This is a genomic window from Achromobacter veterisilvae, from assembly GCF_037619525.1.
In the GTDB taxonomy this organism is placed as follows: domain Bacteria; phylum Pseudomonadota; class Gammaproteobacteria; order Burkholderiales; family Burkholderiaceae_B; genus Achromobacter; species Achromobacter veterisilvae.
In genome coordinates this window covers 4,288,149-4,302,234 of sequence record NZ_CP148753.1, presented here as the reverse complement: position 1 = coordinate 4,302,234, position 14,086 = coordinate 4,288,149, and the positions used below count along the sequence as shown (strand labels likewise).

Annotated in this window: 12 protein-coding genes; 6 read left to right on the top strand and 6 right to left on the bottom strand. The window is 70.0% G+C overall.

Annotated features, from left to right (window positions below; all coding sequences use genetic code 11):
- Positions 1 to 192: 192 nt before the first annotated feature.
- Together WHX56_RS19965 and WHX56_RS19960 are read left to right on the top strand one after the other, a co-directional pair.
- Positions 193 to 900: a DUF2325 domain-containing protein gene (locus WHX56_RS19965; RefSeq protein WP_338878768.1), complete on the top strand. Its 708-nt coding sequence runs from the start codon at positions 193 to 195 to the stop codon at positions 898 to 900.
- Between the two features lie 105 nt (positions 901 to 1,005).
- The gene (locus tag WHX56_RS19960) at positions 1,006 to 3,996 is read left to right on the top strand and encodes a PAS domain-containing protein (RefSeq protein WP_287752881.1); all 2,991 of its coding nucleotides are present in this window, start codon (positions 1,006 to 1,008) and stop codon (positions 3,994 to 3,996) included.
- Between the two features lie 46 nt (positions 3,997 to 4,042).
- Here the strand turns inward: WHX56_RS19960 and WHX56_RS19955 are convergent, their stop codons facing one another.
- On the bottom strand, positions 4,043 to 5,446 hold the full coding sequence (locus tag WHX56_RS19955) for an RNA polymerase factor sigma-54 (RefSeq protein WP_422393666.1): 1,404 nt from the start codon (positions 5,444 to 5,446) through the stop codon (positions 4,043 to 4,045).
- Between the two features lie 179 nt (positions 5,447 to 5,625).
- Positions 5,626 to 6,633 (bottom strand): sigma-54 interaction domain-containing protein, encoded by a 1,008-nt coding sequence (locus WHX56_RS19950; RefSeq protein ID WP_422393609.1) that lies wholly within the window; start codon positions 6,631 to 6,633, stop codon positions 5,626 to 5,628.
- Positions 6,634 to 6,812: 179 nt separating this feature from the next.
- Here WHX56_RS19950 and WHX56_RS19945 point away from each other — a divergent pair, with 179 nt between their 5' ends.
- The gene (locus tag WHX56_RS19945; protein WP_338878766.1) at positions 6,813 to 8,195 is read left to right on the top strand and encodes a sigma-54 dependent transcriptional regulator; all 1,383 of its coding nucleotides are present in this window, start codon (positions 6,813 to 6,815) and stop codon (positions 8,193 to 8,195) included.
- Between the two features lie 2 nt (positions 8,196 to 8,197).
- On the opposite strand, the gene WHX56_RS19940 is transcribed toward WHX56_RS19945, so the two are convergent.
- Entirely contained in the window at positions 8,198 to 8,584 is a 387-nt protein-coding gene (locus WHX56_RS19940) for a hypothetical protein (RefSeq protein ID WP_129245246.1), read from the bottom strand.
- 132 nt (positions 8,585 to 8,716) lie between these two features.
- Here WHX56_RS19940 and WHX56_RS19935 point away from each other — a divergent pair, with 132 nt between their 5' ends.
- Positions 8,717 to 8,965: a hypothetical protein gene (locus WHX56_RS19935; RefSeq protein ID WP_338878765.1), complete on the top strand. Its 249-nt coding sequence runs from the start codon at positions 8,717 to 8,719 to the stop codon at positions 8,963 to 8,965.
- Positions 8,966 to 9,007: 42 nt separating this feature from the next.
- On the opposite strand, the gene WHX56_RS19930 is transcribed toward WHX56_RS19935, so the two are convergent.
- Positions 9,008 to 9,373, bottom strand: coding sequence for a DUF378 domain-containing protein (locus WHX56_RS19930; RefSeq protein WP_244235153.1), 366 nt, complete (start codon positions 9,371 to 9,373; stop codon positions 9,008 to 9,010).
- A 24-nt stretch (positions 9,374 to 9,397) separates the two neighbouring features.
- Between WHX56_RS19930 and WHX56_RS19925 the strand changes: the two genes are divergently transcribed.
- Complete coding sequence (locus WHX56_RS19925; RefSeq protein WP_338878764.1) at positions 9,398 to 9,988, top strand: hypothetical protein; 591 nt, start codon at positions 9,398 to 9,400, stop codon at positions 9,986 to 9,988.
- A gap of 40 nt (positions 9,989 to 10,028) precedes the next feature.
- Positions 10,029 to 10,655: a DUF4142 domain-containing protein gene (locus WHX56_RS19920; protein ID WP_129245252.1), complete on the top strand. Its 627-nt coding sequence runs from the start codon at positions 10,029 to 10,031 to the stop codon at positions 10,653 to 10,655.
- Between the two features lie 11 nt (positions 10,656 to 10,666).
- On the opposite strand, the gene WHX56_RS19915 is transcribed toward WHX56_RS19920, so the two are convergent.
- Entirely contained in the window at positions 10,667 to 11,554 is an 888-nt protein-coding gene (locus WHX56_RS19915; RefSeq protein ID WP_338878763.1) for an SDR family oxidoreductase, read from the bottom strand.
- Between the two features lie 61 nt (positions 11,555 to 11,615).
- Complete coding sequence (gene ligD / locus WHX56_RS19910) at positions 11,616 to 14,081, bottom strand: DNA ligase D (RefSeq protein WP_338878762.1); 2,466 nt, start codon at positions 14,079 to 14,081, stop codon at positions 11,616 to 11,618.
- Positions 14,082 to 14,086: the final 5 nt, after the last annotated feature.

Genomic DNA, 14,086 nt, shown 5'->3' with positions numbered 1-14,086 from the left:
GTCCGGACCTGGTTTCAGGCCGGTGTATCGATTGTCGATCATATTTAAGCGACCGGACGGCGTCAGTAGTGGATTTCCCGGTGCCATGCGAAGGGTAGGGTCATAGGCATAAAAGATAGTAATTCTCATTTATTATCGCAGATGGCCAGGCGCGCTGGGCGCGCCGTCCACTTTCCCGATCCGAGGGCCGCGATGAATCCTTCTTCCGATAGCCATGACCTGCGGCGCGAGCACGCCGCGCTGCTTGCCGCCTACGGGCAGGCCCAATCGCATTGCAGCCGCCTGCTGACCGCGCAGGCGGCGCGGATCCTGCACCTGGAGGCCGAAGCCATGCGCCTGCGCGCGGCCGTCATCCAGCGCGATACGGCATTGGCGTGGGCGCGCGAGGACCGCAAGGCGCTGGAAGGCTCGATTCCGGGGCTGCCCAGGCGGGTGGCGCTGGCGCGCACCGTGACGCAACTGATGGAACGGGTGCAGGCGCTGATGCGCGAGCGGCTGGCCTGGCAGGGGCGGGGCGTCGGCGAGCGGCGGCCGGAAGCCCCCGCCGCGGCGCCGGCCGCGCGGCCCGCCGCGCCGGTGGCGATCGCGCTGCGGCGCAAATCGGTGCTGTGCGTGGGAGAGGACGCCATGGCCCTCGCCCTGACGCGCAAGGTGGTCGAAATGGCCGGCGGGCGATACCTGGGCCACAGCGGCGGCGGCGACGCGGACGGCGATGCGCTGGAGGCCAGCCTGGTCGAAGCGGACCTGGTGATCTGCCAGACCGGCTGCGTCAGCCACGGGGCCTACTGGCGCGTGAAGGACCACTGCGCCCGCACCGGCAAACAATGCGTGCTGGTCGACAAGCCGGAGGCGCTGAACGCGCTGCGGCTGGAGCAGGAAGCGTCCGATATCGGCGGCTGACCGGCGCGGCGCCCCGCGGCTGGCGGGAAACGTTGCGTCGCGTTACCTAGCGTTTCGGCAGTGCGCCGGCCCCCGCAATACAGTCGTCCTGGTGAGGGGGCCGAGATGCTGACAAAGCAAGACCGAGTCGCGCTTCCCTGGACGGACACGCTTGCCCGTCTGGAGGACGAGCGCATCATGTTGGAGCGCATCGCCGCCGGCGTGCCGCTGGCGCAGGTGCTCGAACACGTGCTGCACGCCATCGAGGCGCAGTCCAGCGTCGAACTGCGGGCTTCGATCGCCTTGGTGGACGAAAGCGGAGCCTATCTGCTGCACGGCGCGGCGCCCAGCCTGCCGGAGGTCTACAACGCGGCGGTGGACCGGGCGCCCATCGGGCCGTCCGTGGCGTCCTGGGGCGCCGCGGCCTATAGCGGGTGCCCGGTATACGTGGAAGACATCGCGTCCAGTCCCGGCTGGACGCGCTGGCGCGACCTGGCGCTGGCGAACGGCCTGCGCTCCTGCTGGTCCACGCCGATCAAGGCGCCCGACGGCCGGCTGCTGGGGGTGTTTTCCAACTACTACGGCACCGTCCGTTCCCCGTCCGCGCATGACATCGACGCGATCGCGCTGGTGACGCGCAGCGCCGCCCTGGCCATCGAGCGCCACCTGACCGAGCTGGCGCTGCGGCAAAGCGGCGAGCGGTGGCGCGCCATGTTCGAGGGCATGCAGGAAGCCTTCTTCCTCAGCGAAGCCTTGCGCGACGCGGACGGCCGCATCGTCGATTTCCGGTTCCTGGAGGTCAACCCGGCTTTCGAGCGGCAAAGCGGCATGAAGGAAGGGGACACGCTGGGGCATACGCTGCGCGAGATGATTCCGGGCGTGCCCGGACAGATCATGGACGCCTTCGCCCGCGTCGTGGACACCGGCGAGCCCACCCAGTTCGAATTCGCCGTTCCGGCGCCCAAGGAGGCCTGGTACGAAGCCCGGGTGCGCAAGGACGGCGCGGAGCGCATCATGGCGCTCTTTCTCGACGTGACCGCGCGCAAGACCGCGGAAACCGAATTGTGGGAAGGCCAGCACCGCAAGAACTTCCTGCTGGCGCTGGGCGACCGCATGCGCGAACTGCACCTGCAAGTGTCGATCGAGCAGGCGGCCTGCGAGGGCCTGGGCCAGCTCCTGGCGCTGGGACTGGTTGCCGTGCTGGACTGGGCCGGCGGAGACGCGCCGCCCGTCCTGTCGACGTGCTGGCGGTCCGGCGCGGACCGCGACAGCCGGGAGCCCCTGGCGCTGGGGCAACTGGGCGACGAGTACTACACCGCGCTGGGCAACGGGCGCACGGCCTATCTGCAACCCTTGCTGGCGGAGGCGGACGGCGATATCCGCCCCTGGGCGATCGTGGTGCCGATGCGCCGCTGGGGCAGGCATGGCGGCGCCCTGCTGGCGCGGCCGCAGGCCGGCAGCCGGCTCAGGCCCGGAGACATCGCTTTCATCGAGGAAGTGGCCGAGCGCCTGTGCGACGCCGTCGAGCGGTCGCAGTACGCGCGCATCCTGGAGCAGCGCGTCGAGGACGCGATCGCCGAACGCGACCGCATCTGGCGCCTGTCCCCGGAACTGCTGGCCGTCGTGGACCGGCAGGGGCGCTTCTTGAGCGTCAATCCGGCGGTGCGGACCATCCTCGGATGGAGCCCCGAGCAGTTCCTGTCCATGGGCCTGTCGGAATTGATCCACCCGGACGACCAGGCGACGACGCTGGCGGCCTGGGGCCGGACGACTGGCGGCGAATCGCAGCAGGCGGTGCGCCACCTTGAGAACCGCGTGCTCATGCGCGGCGGCGGCTACTGCTGGATCACCTGGAGCATATCCTCGTCCCAGGACAACCTGTACATGACGGGCCGGGACGACACCGACCTGAAGGTACAGGCCCAAGCCTTGCGCGAAACCGAGAACGCCTTGCGCCAGTCCCAGAAGATGGAAGCGGTGGGCCGCCTGACCGGCGGCATCGCGCACGACTTCAACAACATGCTTCAGGGCATCACCGGCGCCCTGTACCTGATCGAACGCAAACTGGGCGCGGGCTCGCCCGAGCAGGCGCTGCGCTTCGTGGCGGTGGCGATGGATTCGGCGAACCGGGCGGCGCACCTGACCCAGCGCCTGCTGACCTTCTCGCGCCGCCAGCCCATCGACCCGAAGCCGTTCAGCGTGGCTTCGGCGCTGCAATCCATGGCCGACCTGTTCCGCCGCTATACCGGCGAGCGCGTGCGCCTGGCCTTCGACCTGGAGCCCGGCCTGTGGACCGTGCGCTGCGACAAGAACCAGTTCGAAAACGCCATGCTGAACCTGGTGATCAACGCGCGCGACGCCATGCCGCAAGGCGGGGTGCTGACCGTCGCCGCGCGGAACGCCCTGGCGGACGAACCGCCGCTGCGGCAGGCGTCGGACCTGCCTCCGGGGCCGTTCGTCGAAGTGTCGGTGTCGGACGTGGGCTGCGGCATGACGCCCGACGTGCTGGCCCATGCCTTCGATCCGTTCTACACCACCAAGCCGCTGGGCGAGGGAACGGGCCTGGGGCTGTCCATGATCTACGGATTCGCCAAGCAGGCCGGCGGCGTGGCGACGCTGGAGAGTTCGCTCGGCGTGGGCACCACGGTGAGGTTGTTCCTGCCGCGTCACGAAGGCGCGCCGGAGCGCGCGCCGAGGCGGGATCCGCCCGCGGAGCCGGTGCCCGACCTGATGCGCCAGGCGCTGGTGGTCGTGGTCGAAGACGACGCGAACGTGCGCGACATGGTCCACGAATGCCTGGCGGAGCGGGGCGTGCAGGTGCTGACCGCGGCCGACGGCGAAGCGGGGCTGGAACTGGTGCTGTCCACGCGGGACATCGACCTGCTGCTGACGGACGTGGGCCTGCCCGGGCTGAACGGCCGGCAACTGGCCGACGCGGCGCGGGCGGCCTATCCGGGATTGAAAGTGCTGATGATGACGGGCTATGCCGGGAATGCCGCGCGCGACCGGAACTTCCTGGAACAGGGCATGGAACTGATCGTCAAGCCGTTTTCGCTCGACGCCCTGGGCGAGCGCGTCCAGCGGATGCTGGAAGCGGAACCCGGCGAACCGGACTGAGGGGCGCCAGGGCCAGGCGCCGCCTGGACGCCGCGCGGCGCGGCCGCTAGTGCTGCCGCCGCAGTTCGGCGGGCGGCACCCGCAATTGGCCGCGGTACTTGGATACCGTGCGGCGCGCCAGCAGGATGCCGCTGGCCGCGAGCTGCTGCGTCAGCGCCACGTCGGACAGCGGCATCGCGGGATCCTCCGCGTCGACCATTTCCCTGATCAGCGCGCGCACCGCCGTGGCGGAGCATGAGCCGCCCGATTCGGTGGCCAGTTCGCGCGAAAAGAAATGCCGGAATTCGAAGACGCCGCGCGGCGTCACCATGTATTTGCCCACGGTTGCGCGGGACACGGTGGACTCGTGCATGTCGAGGTCGTCGGCCACCTCGCGCAGCATCAAAGGCCGCAAGGCCACGTCGCCGTATTCGAAAAAGGTCTGCTGGCGCTTGACGATGGCCTCGGCCACGCGCTGGATGGTGGTGTAGCGCTGTTCGACGTTGCGGACCAGCCAGCGGGCTTCCTGGAGTTCCTGCGCCATGGGGCTGCGGTCGTCCAGCCGCGCGCGCCGGAACAGGTCCGCGTAGGTCTGGTGCAGCCGGGCCTGCGGCATGGCGTGGCGGTTGGGCAGCACGCGCCAGCGCGCCTGCCACTTGTCCACGAACACGTCGGGAATCACATACGCGGGCGCGTCGGCGCTGTAGCGGCCGCCCGGCTTGGGGTCGAGGCTGCGGATCAGCGCGCAGGCGTCGCGCAGCGCGTCTTCGGTGCAGTCCAGCAGGCGCCGCAGCCCGGCGCTATCGTTTTTCGCCAGCCGCGGCAGATGGTCCCGCGCGATGCGCGACGCCAGCGCCCGGATCTCGGGCCGGGCGCCGCCCGCGGCCGCCAGTTGCAGCGACAGGCATTCGGCCAGGTCGCGGGCCGCCAGGCCCGGCGCGTCCAGTTGCTGCACGAGGCGCAGGGCGGCCATCCACTCGGCTTCTTCGGGGGCTGGATCGAACTCGGGGCGGGCCGCGTCGCACAGGCCGGACAGCGGCGTGCGCAGGTAGCCGTCGTCGTCCAGGGCGTCGATGATGAATTCGGCCAGCAGGCGGTCGCGCGGCTTCAGATGGTAATTGCCCAATTCCAGCGAAAGCCGCTGGCGCATCGACAGCGCGGCGCAGACCCACTGGGCCTGGTCCGCGGTTCCATCGCCGTGGGCCCGCGTGGGGTAATCGCCCGAGTAGGCGGGCGCGTCGGGCGGGGGAAGATCGGCGTCCGCCGCGGGCGCCTCGGGCGGGATGTCATCAGGGCCGGAGCGGGTCTCCGCGACGGAAGGCGGAGCGGCGGCCGGCGAATCGGCGTCCTGCTCGTCGGCATCCTCGAGAAAGGGGTTGGTGGCCAGCGCCTGTTCCACCGCGGTCGTGAATTCCAGGGCGGACATTTGCAGCAACTTGACGGACTGCTGCAGGCGGGGCGCCAGCGTCATCTGCTGGCGCAGGCGCAATTCTTGCGTAGGGTAGCCCAATCGAGTCTCCGGACGAGGCCGCCGGCTGGCGGCTCACTTTGGATATACATGCAAAGATCGTGCCAGGCCGTCCGGCGGGCGCGGGCGCGGCCGGCGCCCGCCGCGCCGCGCCGGTATTACAAGCGCAAGGTAAGAATTGCTCAGGCGCCCGCGGCGTCCGAGGTTTCCCTGCCGTAGGCGTCCAGCCGGTTGTACAGGGTCTTCAGGCTGACGCCCAGGGTTTCGGCGGCCAGGCGCTTGTCGCCGGCGTGGTGGGCCAGCGTGGCCAGGATGAACTCGCGCTGCGCCCGTCCCAGCGGCATGCCGACAGGGAAATTCAGGGAGCCCTCGCGCATTTCCCCCTCCTGTCCGCGCGCGCGGGCCAGCACGTCGGTGTCGAGCGCGGCGTCCGCCAGGATGTACGCGCGCTGCACCGCGTTGCGCAGTTCGCGGACGTTGCCGGGCCAGTCATGCAGGGCGATGGCCTCCAGCATGCGCGGCGCGAACGTCTTGCGCGTGCCGTTTTCGCGGTTCAGGGTATCCAGGAACCGGTGCGCCAGGATCAGCGCGTCGCCCTCGCGTTCGCGCAGCGGCGGCACGCGCAGCGGAATGACGAGCAGCCGGTGGAGGAAGTCCTGACGCAAGCGGCCGTCGGCGACCGACACGGACGGATCGCGGTTGCTGGCGCAGATGACGCGGACGTTGGCGCGCAGCAGGTCGGACCCGCCCACTCGCTGGTACGTGCCGGTTTCCAGCACGCGCAGGAAATGGACCTGCATGTCCGGCGGCATTTCGGTGACCTCGTCCAGGAACAGGGTGCCGCCGCTGGCGTATTCGAAATAGCCTGCGTTTTGCGCCACCGCGCCGGTGAAGCTGCCTTTTTCGTGGCCGAACAGTTCGGCGTGGGCCAGCGTGCCGCTGATCGCGCCGCAGTTCACGGCCACGAAGGGCTGGTCGCGGCGATCGCTCGTCTCGTGGATGGCGCGCGCGACGATTTCCTTGCCGGTTCCACTTTCGCCCACGATGAAGACGCTGGCGTCGGCCGCCGCCGCCAGCCGCAACTGGGCGCCCAGCTTTTGCATTACGGGGGACAGGCCGGCGGCGTCCATGAGGACGGCGGCGGACGCGGGCGCGGCCTCGCGCGCGGTACTGGTGCTGCGGTTTGCCATGCTGATTCCTTGGCCCGGCCGCGGGCCGTCGCATTAGGTGCATCGTAGAGGGCGAGGGCGGCGCCATATGCGACCAGTTGCAAGCATTCGAAAACATTGTTGGAAAGTATCGAATGTTCACCTTTCCCGCGCGCAGAGTGGCTATCCTCGAAGATGGCTTGAGCAACACGGAGAAGGGAATGCCTCATCTGCTGATCGTCGACGATGATGCCGCGATACGCGAGACGCTGGCCGAGATCGGCCGCGACAGTGGTTTTTCCGTGGCCTTGGCGGCGAGCGTCAAGGATGCGCTGATCCAGCTCGAACGGCAGGCGCCCGATCTGGTCCTGACCGACGTCCGCCTGCCCGAGGGCAGCGGCATGGACATCTTCAAGAACGCGGCCGCCGCCAGCGCGGAAGTGGTGGTGATGACCGGGCACGGGACGGTGGACAATGCCGTGCAGGCACTGAGGCTGGGCGCCACGGACTACCTCGTCAAGCCCATCTGCATGGACCGCCTGAACGATATCCTCGCGCGCATCGTGGCCGGCGCGGGCGGCGACCTGCCCGGCATGCCGTTCGAGGAACCGGGGCGTTTCGGCAAGATGTACGGCGCGTCCGGGCGCATGCTCGAACTCTACCGCCAGCTCGGGCGCGTGGCGCCCACCAATGTCACCACCCTGGTGATCGGCGAAAGCGGCACGGGCAAGGAACTGGCGGCGCATGCCATCCACGAACTCAGCGCGCGGCGGCAGCGGCCGTTCATCGCGGTGAACTGCGGCGCCATTTCGCCCAACCTGATCGAAAGCGAGATGTTCGGCCACGAGCGCGGCAGCTTCACCGGGGCCGATCGCCAGCACAAAGGCTATTTCGAGCGCGCCGATGGCGGCACCCTGTTCCTGGACGAAGTCACCGAGATGCCGCTGGACCTGCAGGTGAAGCTGCTGCGGGTGCTCGAGACCGGCCAGTTCATGCGGGTGGGCACCAACCGGGAGATCGCCTGCGATATCCGCATCGTGGCCGCGACCAACCGCAACCCCGAGCAGGCGGTCCAGGAGGGCAAGCTGCGCGAGGACCTCTATTACCGCCTGAGCGTTTTTCCCGTCGAACTGCCGCCGCTGCGCGAGCGCGGCGACGACATCCTGCTGCTGGCGCGGCGCTTCCTCGAAGCGCAGAACCGCGAGGCCGGCAAGGACAAGGACTTTTCGCCCAGCGCGCTGGCGGTGCTCAAGCAATATGCGTGGCCGGGCAATGTGCGGGAATTGAAGAACTTCGTGCGGCGCGCCTTCATCATGGCCGACGGCGACGTGCTGGGCGCGGACATGCTGGTGCCGCAGGTGTCTCCGGCCGGCGCGGCGCGCAGCGGGCAGGTGAGCGTGCCGGTGGGCGAAACGCTGGCGGAGGCCGACCGGCGGCTGATCCTGGCCACGCTCGAACGCTGCAACGGCGTGAAGAAGCAGACGGCCGCGATGCTGGGCATCAGTCCCAAGACCCTATACAACCGCCTGGAGGAGTACGCCGCGGCAGGCTATGCGCTGCCGGGCGAACCCCCGGCCCGGACGGAACGCCCGTCCAGGCCCTAGGCTTACTTGCCGTGCCGCGTCTTCAGGTCCGCGAGGCAGGCGTCCTTGGCATTGCCCGACATGGCGTCGCACTTTTCCTTGCCGACCTTGTAGTCCGCCTCGTTGCGCGTCTTGGCGGCGTCATGGGTGGCCTCGGCCTTTTCCTTGCCCGCCTTGGCGTCGGCGCGGGCCTTGTCGCGAGTGGCCTCGGCCTGTTCCTGGCAGACGTCCTTCTGGTTGCCCTTCATCGCATCGCAGCGTTTCTTGTCGAGCTTGTATTGATCGTCGATCTGTTCGTTGCTGCGCACGGCGGTGGCGCCGGTGCCTGGCGCGGTCTGCGCGGGGGCCTGGAAGGCCAGGGCGGAAAGGCCGAGGGCCACGGCGGGGAGAACGGCTCTGGACAGATTCATGGTTGACTCCTTTGGGGTGAGGGTCCGGCTTGCGGCGGACCTGGAGCCAGCCAAGCAAGCCGCATTCCCGGCGCGGGCGGGCACGCGGCTTGCGTCGGGCGCAGGCGCCATCCGCTCAACGGAGAAACAACCATGAACACCGACAGGAAACGCGACACCGGACAGCCGCGGGCGCAGCGGGATCCGGCCAAGCCCCAGGCCAATACCCCGCGGGACGAGAGCGAGGCCGCGCGCCGCAGCGGACAATTCGGGGCGGACAAGCCGGGTTTCGGCAAACCGCCGCCGCACCCCGAGCGCGGCTCGGACAAGAAGCCCAACGACAAGGGGCCGCAATACGAAGAGGGCGGGCAGTATCCGGGCAAGCGCCCGGAAGGGAAGTAGGCGGGCCCCGGGGCCCGCGCAAGGCGCTTTTGCGCGTGGCCCCTAGTCCGCGCCGTCGCCGAGGCGGAAGAGCAGCACCACGCAACGCAGCGCGGCCAGGCCGATCAATCCGTAGACGGCGCGGATGGCGATGGCGGACGGCAGTATGGTCGCGAAGACGTCCAGGTCCACGGCGGCGATCAGGCCGCAGTTCAGGCCGCCGGCCACGATGGCGATCAGCGCGGCCCAGTCCAGGGCCGACAGGGCGCGCGCGTTCGCGGGCGCGGCAAGCGCCGATTCGCCCTGCGGTACGGAAAAGTCGTCGTTGTCGCCGGGCATGTCCATGTCGGTGTCCTCGCAATCGCCGTCATCCGCTCCAGCAATCCGCGTGCCCGCGACGGGCACGGCAGTTGCTGCGGTTTCCACCATGCCATTCATGCCCGGGAGACCCCTATGTCCTTGATCGTCGCAGCCCGATTCGACACCTTCGACGAAGCCGCCGTGGCGGCTCGCAAACTCTGCACGGAAGGGTTTACCGAAGACGATATCCATACCTTCTACATCAATACGGCGGGCGAACACGCGCGCTTTCCCATCGGCGGCGACCGCGTGGCCGATCCCGATTCCAAGGGTGGGCACTTCGGCGCCGTGGCGGGCGCCTCGGCGCTGGGCCTGTTGTTCGCGCTGCTGGGCGGGCTGATCGCGGCGCGCCTGGCGGCCTCGATACTGATCGTGATCGCCGCCGCCGGCGTGGGCGCCTACCTGGGCGCGCTCGCGGGCGCCCTGTGGGTGGTCGGCAGGGGCCGCCGCGGGCGGCCCGGCGTGCCGCCGGCTCCGGATGTGCATCCCGGTCTGCGCCAGGCCGGCGTCATGCTGGCCCTGCACGTGTCTCCGGACCGCGACGCGGCGGCGAGGAAAGTGCTGAGCGAAGCCGGCGGCCGGGACATCGAACGGGCGCAGGGCCGCTGGCTGAACGGAAAGTGGGAAGACTTCGATCCCTTGAGGCCGCCGCGGCGCGTGGATGCGCCGTCGATGGCCGGTTGAGAGGCCCGGGGCGCCAAGGAGACCAGTGAAGGAGACCAGCATGAGGAAAACCACATGGATGCGCGGGGCGGCGGCCTTGGTGCTTGCGCTGTCCGGCGCGTTGGGCGCGGCGCGCGCGCAGGGCCTGGCCGAAGCGGATGCGCGTTTCCTGCAGGCGGCGGCCGGTTCCGGGACGTTCGAGGTGGAAGCCGCGGAACTGGCGCAGCAGCGGGCGGAGAGCAGCAAGGTGAAGGCCTACGCGGCCAAGGTGCGCGAGCAGCACCGCGCCATGAATGGGGACCTGAAGGCGCTGGCCCTGCGCAAGCAGGTCACGCTGCCCGACCAGCCGGGCGCGCCCGACCGGCGCACGCTGGAAGAACTGCGCAACCGGACCGGCGCGGACTTCGACCTCGTCTACGTCGAAAAGGCCGCGGTGGATGCGCACGTGATGGCCAATCGCCTGTACGAGACGGCGGCCCGGCAGTCGGAGGATCCGGAGGTCCGCGATTTCGCCGTCCGGTCGTTGCCGGGGGTGGCCGAGCACCTTGCCATGGGCCGCGCGCTCCAGCGCGACGCGCCCGCGCCCGCGGGCGCGGACCGGATCCAGCCGCCGGTGAAGGGCGAAGCGCCGGCGGTGTCGCCCGCTTCGCGCGAGGCGCCCGCCTCGATCGCCCCGGCGGCCAAGTAGGCCGGCGCGCCTCAGTCGCCCGCGCTTCCCGTGATGGGCAGCACGATGCCGGTGATGTAGCTGGCGCAGGCCGGCGAGGCCAGGAACACGTAGGCGGGCGAGATCTCCTCCGGCTGCGCGGGCCTGCCCAGGTCGGTGTGCTTGCCGAATTCCTTGATGGCCTCCGGGCTCTGGTCGGCGGGATTCAGCGGCGTCCAGACCGGACCGGGCGCTACCGCGTTCACGCGCACGCCCTGGCCGGCCAGGTTGGCCGCCAGCGACCGCGTGAAGGCATGGATGGCGCCCTTGGTGGAGGAATAATCCAGCAGCCTGGCGCTGCCGCGCAGGCCCGTGACGGATCCGGTGTTGATGATGGACGACCCGGCCTTCAAATGCGGCAGGGCCGAGCGCGCCATGTAGAAATAGGCGGTGATGTTGGTGCGCAGGGTCTTGTCCCATTTGTCGTCGCTGATTTCGGGCAGCGTATCGGTGTGCTGCTGGTAGGCGGCGTTGTTCACCAGGATGTCGAGTTTGCCGAAGGCCTGCACGGCCTGTTCCACCGCGCTCGCGCAAAAGGCCGGATCCTGTACGTCGCCCGCGATCAGCACGCAGCGGCGGCCCTCCTGCGTCACGGCGCGGCGGGTGTCTTCGGCGTCTTCGTGTTCGTTCAGATAGACCACGGCCACGTCCGCGCCTTCGCGCGCGAAGAGCACGCTGACGGCGCGGCCGATGCCGGAGTCGCCGCCCGTGACGATGGCCGCCATGCCTTCGAGCTTGCCGCTGCCGCGGTAGGCCGGCGCCTGGTATTGGGGCTTGAGGGCCATGTCGGCTTCCTCGCCCGGCTTTTCCAGATGCTGGGCGGGCATGGGCGGAACGGGATGCGGGCGGGCGCCCGTGGCGTCGTGGGTGGGTTTGCTCATGCGGATCTCCTGGTCGGCAGGCGCGGCGGGCGCCTTGCGGCAATCCGAGCAAACGGCGTGCCTAGAGGCCCAGTTTCTTCAGCATGCGCGGGCCCACCGTCTTGCGCGCCGCCTCGTAGCCGCGCCACGGGTCGCCCAGTTCCCGCGCGGCCGCCACCGCGTTGCGGATGTTGTAGGCGGCGCCGCGCAGATCGCGGCCCGGTTCGAGGACGTCCCATCCGACCGGCATGGAAACCGGCGCGCCCGCCCGCGCGCGAGCCGAGTACGCGGCGATGGCCGTGGCGCCGTTGCCGTTGCGCAGGTAGTCCACGAAGATGCGTCCCTGCCGGCGGACCTTGGACATATTCGAGGTGAAGCGCTCCGGGATGACGCGCGCCAGTTCGTTCGCCAGCGCGTGCGCCAGGCCCTTGACGGTATCCCAGGACTGGGTCGGGCGGATCGGCGCGACCAGGTGCAGGCCCTTGCCGCCCGTGGTCTTGAGAAAGGGCGCGAGGCCGATTTCCTCCATCAGTCCGCGGGCCAGTTGCGCGCCTTCGGCGACCGCCTTCCAGGGCACGTCCGGGCCGGGATCCAGGTCGATCGTGATGCGGTCGGGCTCGTCGGGACGGGGTTCTTTCGCTCCCCAGGTATGGAATTCGATGACGCCGCGCTGCGCCATGGCGAATACCCCCTCGATCGACCGGATCAGCAGGTGCTCGCCGTCGCGTTCCAGGCCGTCGGGCAGTTCGCCGCCGATGTGCTTCTGGAAAAAGCAGGTGGCGTCGGTGCCGTCCGGGCAGCGCAGCAGCGCAATGCGCCGGCCTTGCAGGTGGGGCAGGATCAAGGGGCCGGCGGCCTCGTAGTAGCGCGCGAGGTCGAGCTTGCTGGTGTCCGGGTCATGCATGATCACGCGTCGCGGATGCGTGATCAGCGTGTTGCCGACCCTGTCGCCCCGAGCGCCGGAGGGCGCGGGAGGATCGGCCGTGTTTTCGCCGCTGACTTCGTCCGCCGGCTTGTCTTCGCGCAGGCCGACGAACGACGCCTGGCGCAGCAGCCCGTCCTGCGTGAGGCTGGCGTAGCGGATTTCCGCCACCAGTTCGGGCTGGACCCAATGGACCGCGGCGGGGCCGCGCCCGTAGCGGCCGGGGCCCGGCAATTCGCCGCCGAAGGGGCTGGCCGCGGTTTCGAGCGCGCGCAGCTTCTTGTGCAGCGACGCGAGGGTGGCGGCGGTAAAGCCCGTGCCGACCCGGCCCGCGTACGCCAGCTTTCCGTCTTTGCGCAGGCCCACCAGCAGCGCCCCGAAATGCGCGCGCGACCCGCTGGGCGAGGTATACCCGCCGATGACGTATTCCTGCCGCGGCCGGCATTTGAGTTTCAGCCAGGCCGTGCCGCGGCCCGCCACGTAAGGCGCGTCCAGGCGCTTGCAGATCAGCCCCTCCAGGCTCAGGCGGCAGGCTTCGGCCCAGGCCGCGCGGCCTTCCGTGCCGTCGGCCACTTCCAGGCGCTGCGTCATCAGCAAGGGGCCGCCCTCGGGCAGGGCGGCCAGCACCGCTTCCAGGCGCGATTGCCGCTCGGACAGCGGCAGGCGCCGCAGGTCGGCGCCGTCCCAGTACGGCAAGTCGAACGCCATGAAGGACAGGTCCCCGGTGCGGCCGTCCAGCGCGTTCTGCAGCAACTGGAAATCGGAAAGGCCGCGTTCGTCCAGGCAGACCACCTCGCCGTCCATCCAGCCGTCGGGCAGGTCCAGCGCGCTCAAGGCGTCCGCCAGGGGCGCCATGCGTTCCGTCCAGTCCTTGCCGCTGCGGCTGACCAGGCGCGCGCGCCCGTGCTGGAAGCGGCACAGGATGCGATAGCCGTCGTACTTGACTTCATAGGACCAGCCGGGGCCCTGGGGCGGCGCGTCCACCAGCGTGGCCAGTTGCGGCACCAGGGCCGCCGGCAGGGACGCGCGGCGGCCCGCCGGGGCGGGCCTGGCGGACGCGGCGGCCTTGGTGGTCGTCTTGGCGGCCTTCGCGGAAGCCGGCTTGCGGCGGCCTGGCGAGGCTTCGGCGTCATCGCCTTCCACCGCGGCCTCGTCGTCCAGCTTGCGCAGCAGCCATTGCTTGTCGTCCTTGCCCAGCCGCAGCAGCGCCCAGGCGCCCTGGAGCGTGCCGCCGCGCAGGGTGAAGCGCAAATGGCCGCTGGCCAGCCCCCGCCGCGGATCGCCGTCCGGCGTCCAGGTTCCGCTGTCCCAGATGTCCACGTGCCCCGCGCCGTAGTGGCCCTTGGGAATGTCGCCTTCGAACTTGCCGTATTCGACCGGATGATCCTCCACTTTGATCGCCAGGCGCTTCACGTCGGGATCGCGGCTGGGGCCCTTGGGCACCGCCCAGCTCACCAGCACCCCGTCGAGCTCCAGCCTGAAGTCATAGTGCAGGGCGCGGGCCTGATGGCGCTGGACCACGAAGGACAGCGGGCTCCCGGCGCGCGCCTGAAGGGCCTTGCCCGCGGGTTCGCGGGTGCCGGTGAAGTCGCGTTTCCTGCGGTACTGGGCTAGCGGTTCGCTCATGGGCT

What these genes read in the sequence shown, in the direction of transcription:
- WHX56_RS19955 (WP_422393666.1), bottom strand. Translation starts at nt 5,446, where the DNA reads ATGACGCTGGCGCCCCGCCTGCAGCAGTCCGTCAAGTTGCTGCAAATG.
- ligD (WP_338878762.1), bottom strand. Translation starts at nt 14,081, where the DNA reads ATGAGCGAACCGCTAGCCCAGTACCGCAGGAAACGCGACTTCACCGGC.
- WHX56_RS19950 (WP_422393609.1), bottom strand. Translation starts at nt 6,633, where the DNA reads ATGGCAAACCGCAGCACCAGTACCGCGCGCGAGGCCGCGCCCGCGTCC.
- WHX56_RS19965 (WP_338878768.1), top strand. Translation starts at nt 193, where the DNA reads ATGAATCCTTCTTCCGATAGCCATGACCTGCGGCGCGAGCACGCCGCG.
- WHX56_RS19945 (WP_338878766.1), top strand. Translation starts at nt 6,813, where the DNA reads ATGCCTCATCTGCTGATCGTCGACGATGATGCCGCGATACGCGAGACG.
- WHX56_RS19925 (WP_338878764.1), top strand. Translation starts at nt 9,398, where the DNA reads ATGTCCTTGATCGTCGCAGCCCGATTCGACACCTTCGACGAAGCCGCC.
- WHX56_RS19940 (WP_129245246.1), bottom strand. Translation starts at nt 8,584, where the DNA reads ATGAATCTGTCCAGAGCCGTTCTCCCCGCCGTGGCCCTCGGCCTTTCC.
- WHX56_RS19915 (WP_338878763.1), bottom strand. Translation starts at nt 11,554, where the DNA reads ATGAGCAAACCCACCCACGACGCCACGGGCGCCCGCCCGCATCCCGTT.
- WHX56_RS19930 (WP_244235153.1), bottom strand. Translation starts at nt 9,373, where the DNA reads ATGGTGGAAACCGCAGCAACTGCCGTGCCCGTCGCGGGCACGCGGATT.
- WHX56_RS19920 (WP_129245252.1), top strand. Translation starts at nt 10,029, where the DNA reads ATGAGGAAAACCACATGGATGCGCGGGGCGGCGGCCTTGGTGCTTGCG.
- WHX56_RS19960 (WP_287752881.1), top strand. Translation starts at nt 1,006, where the DNA reads ATGCTGACAAAGCAAGACCGAGTCGCGCTTCCCTGGACGGACACGCTT.
- WHX56_RS19935 (WP_338878765.1), top strand. Translation starts at nt 8,717, where the DNA reads ATGAACACCGACAGGAAACGCGACACCGGACAGCCGCGGGCGCAGCGG.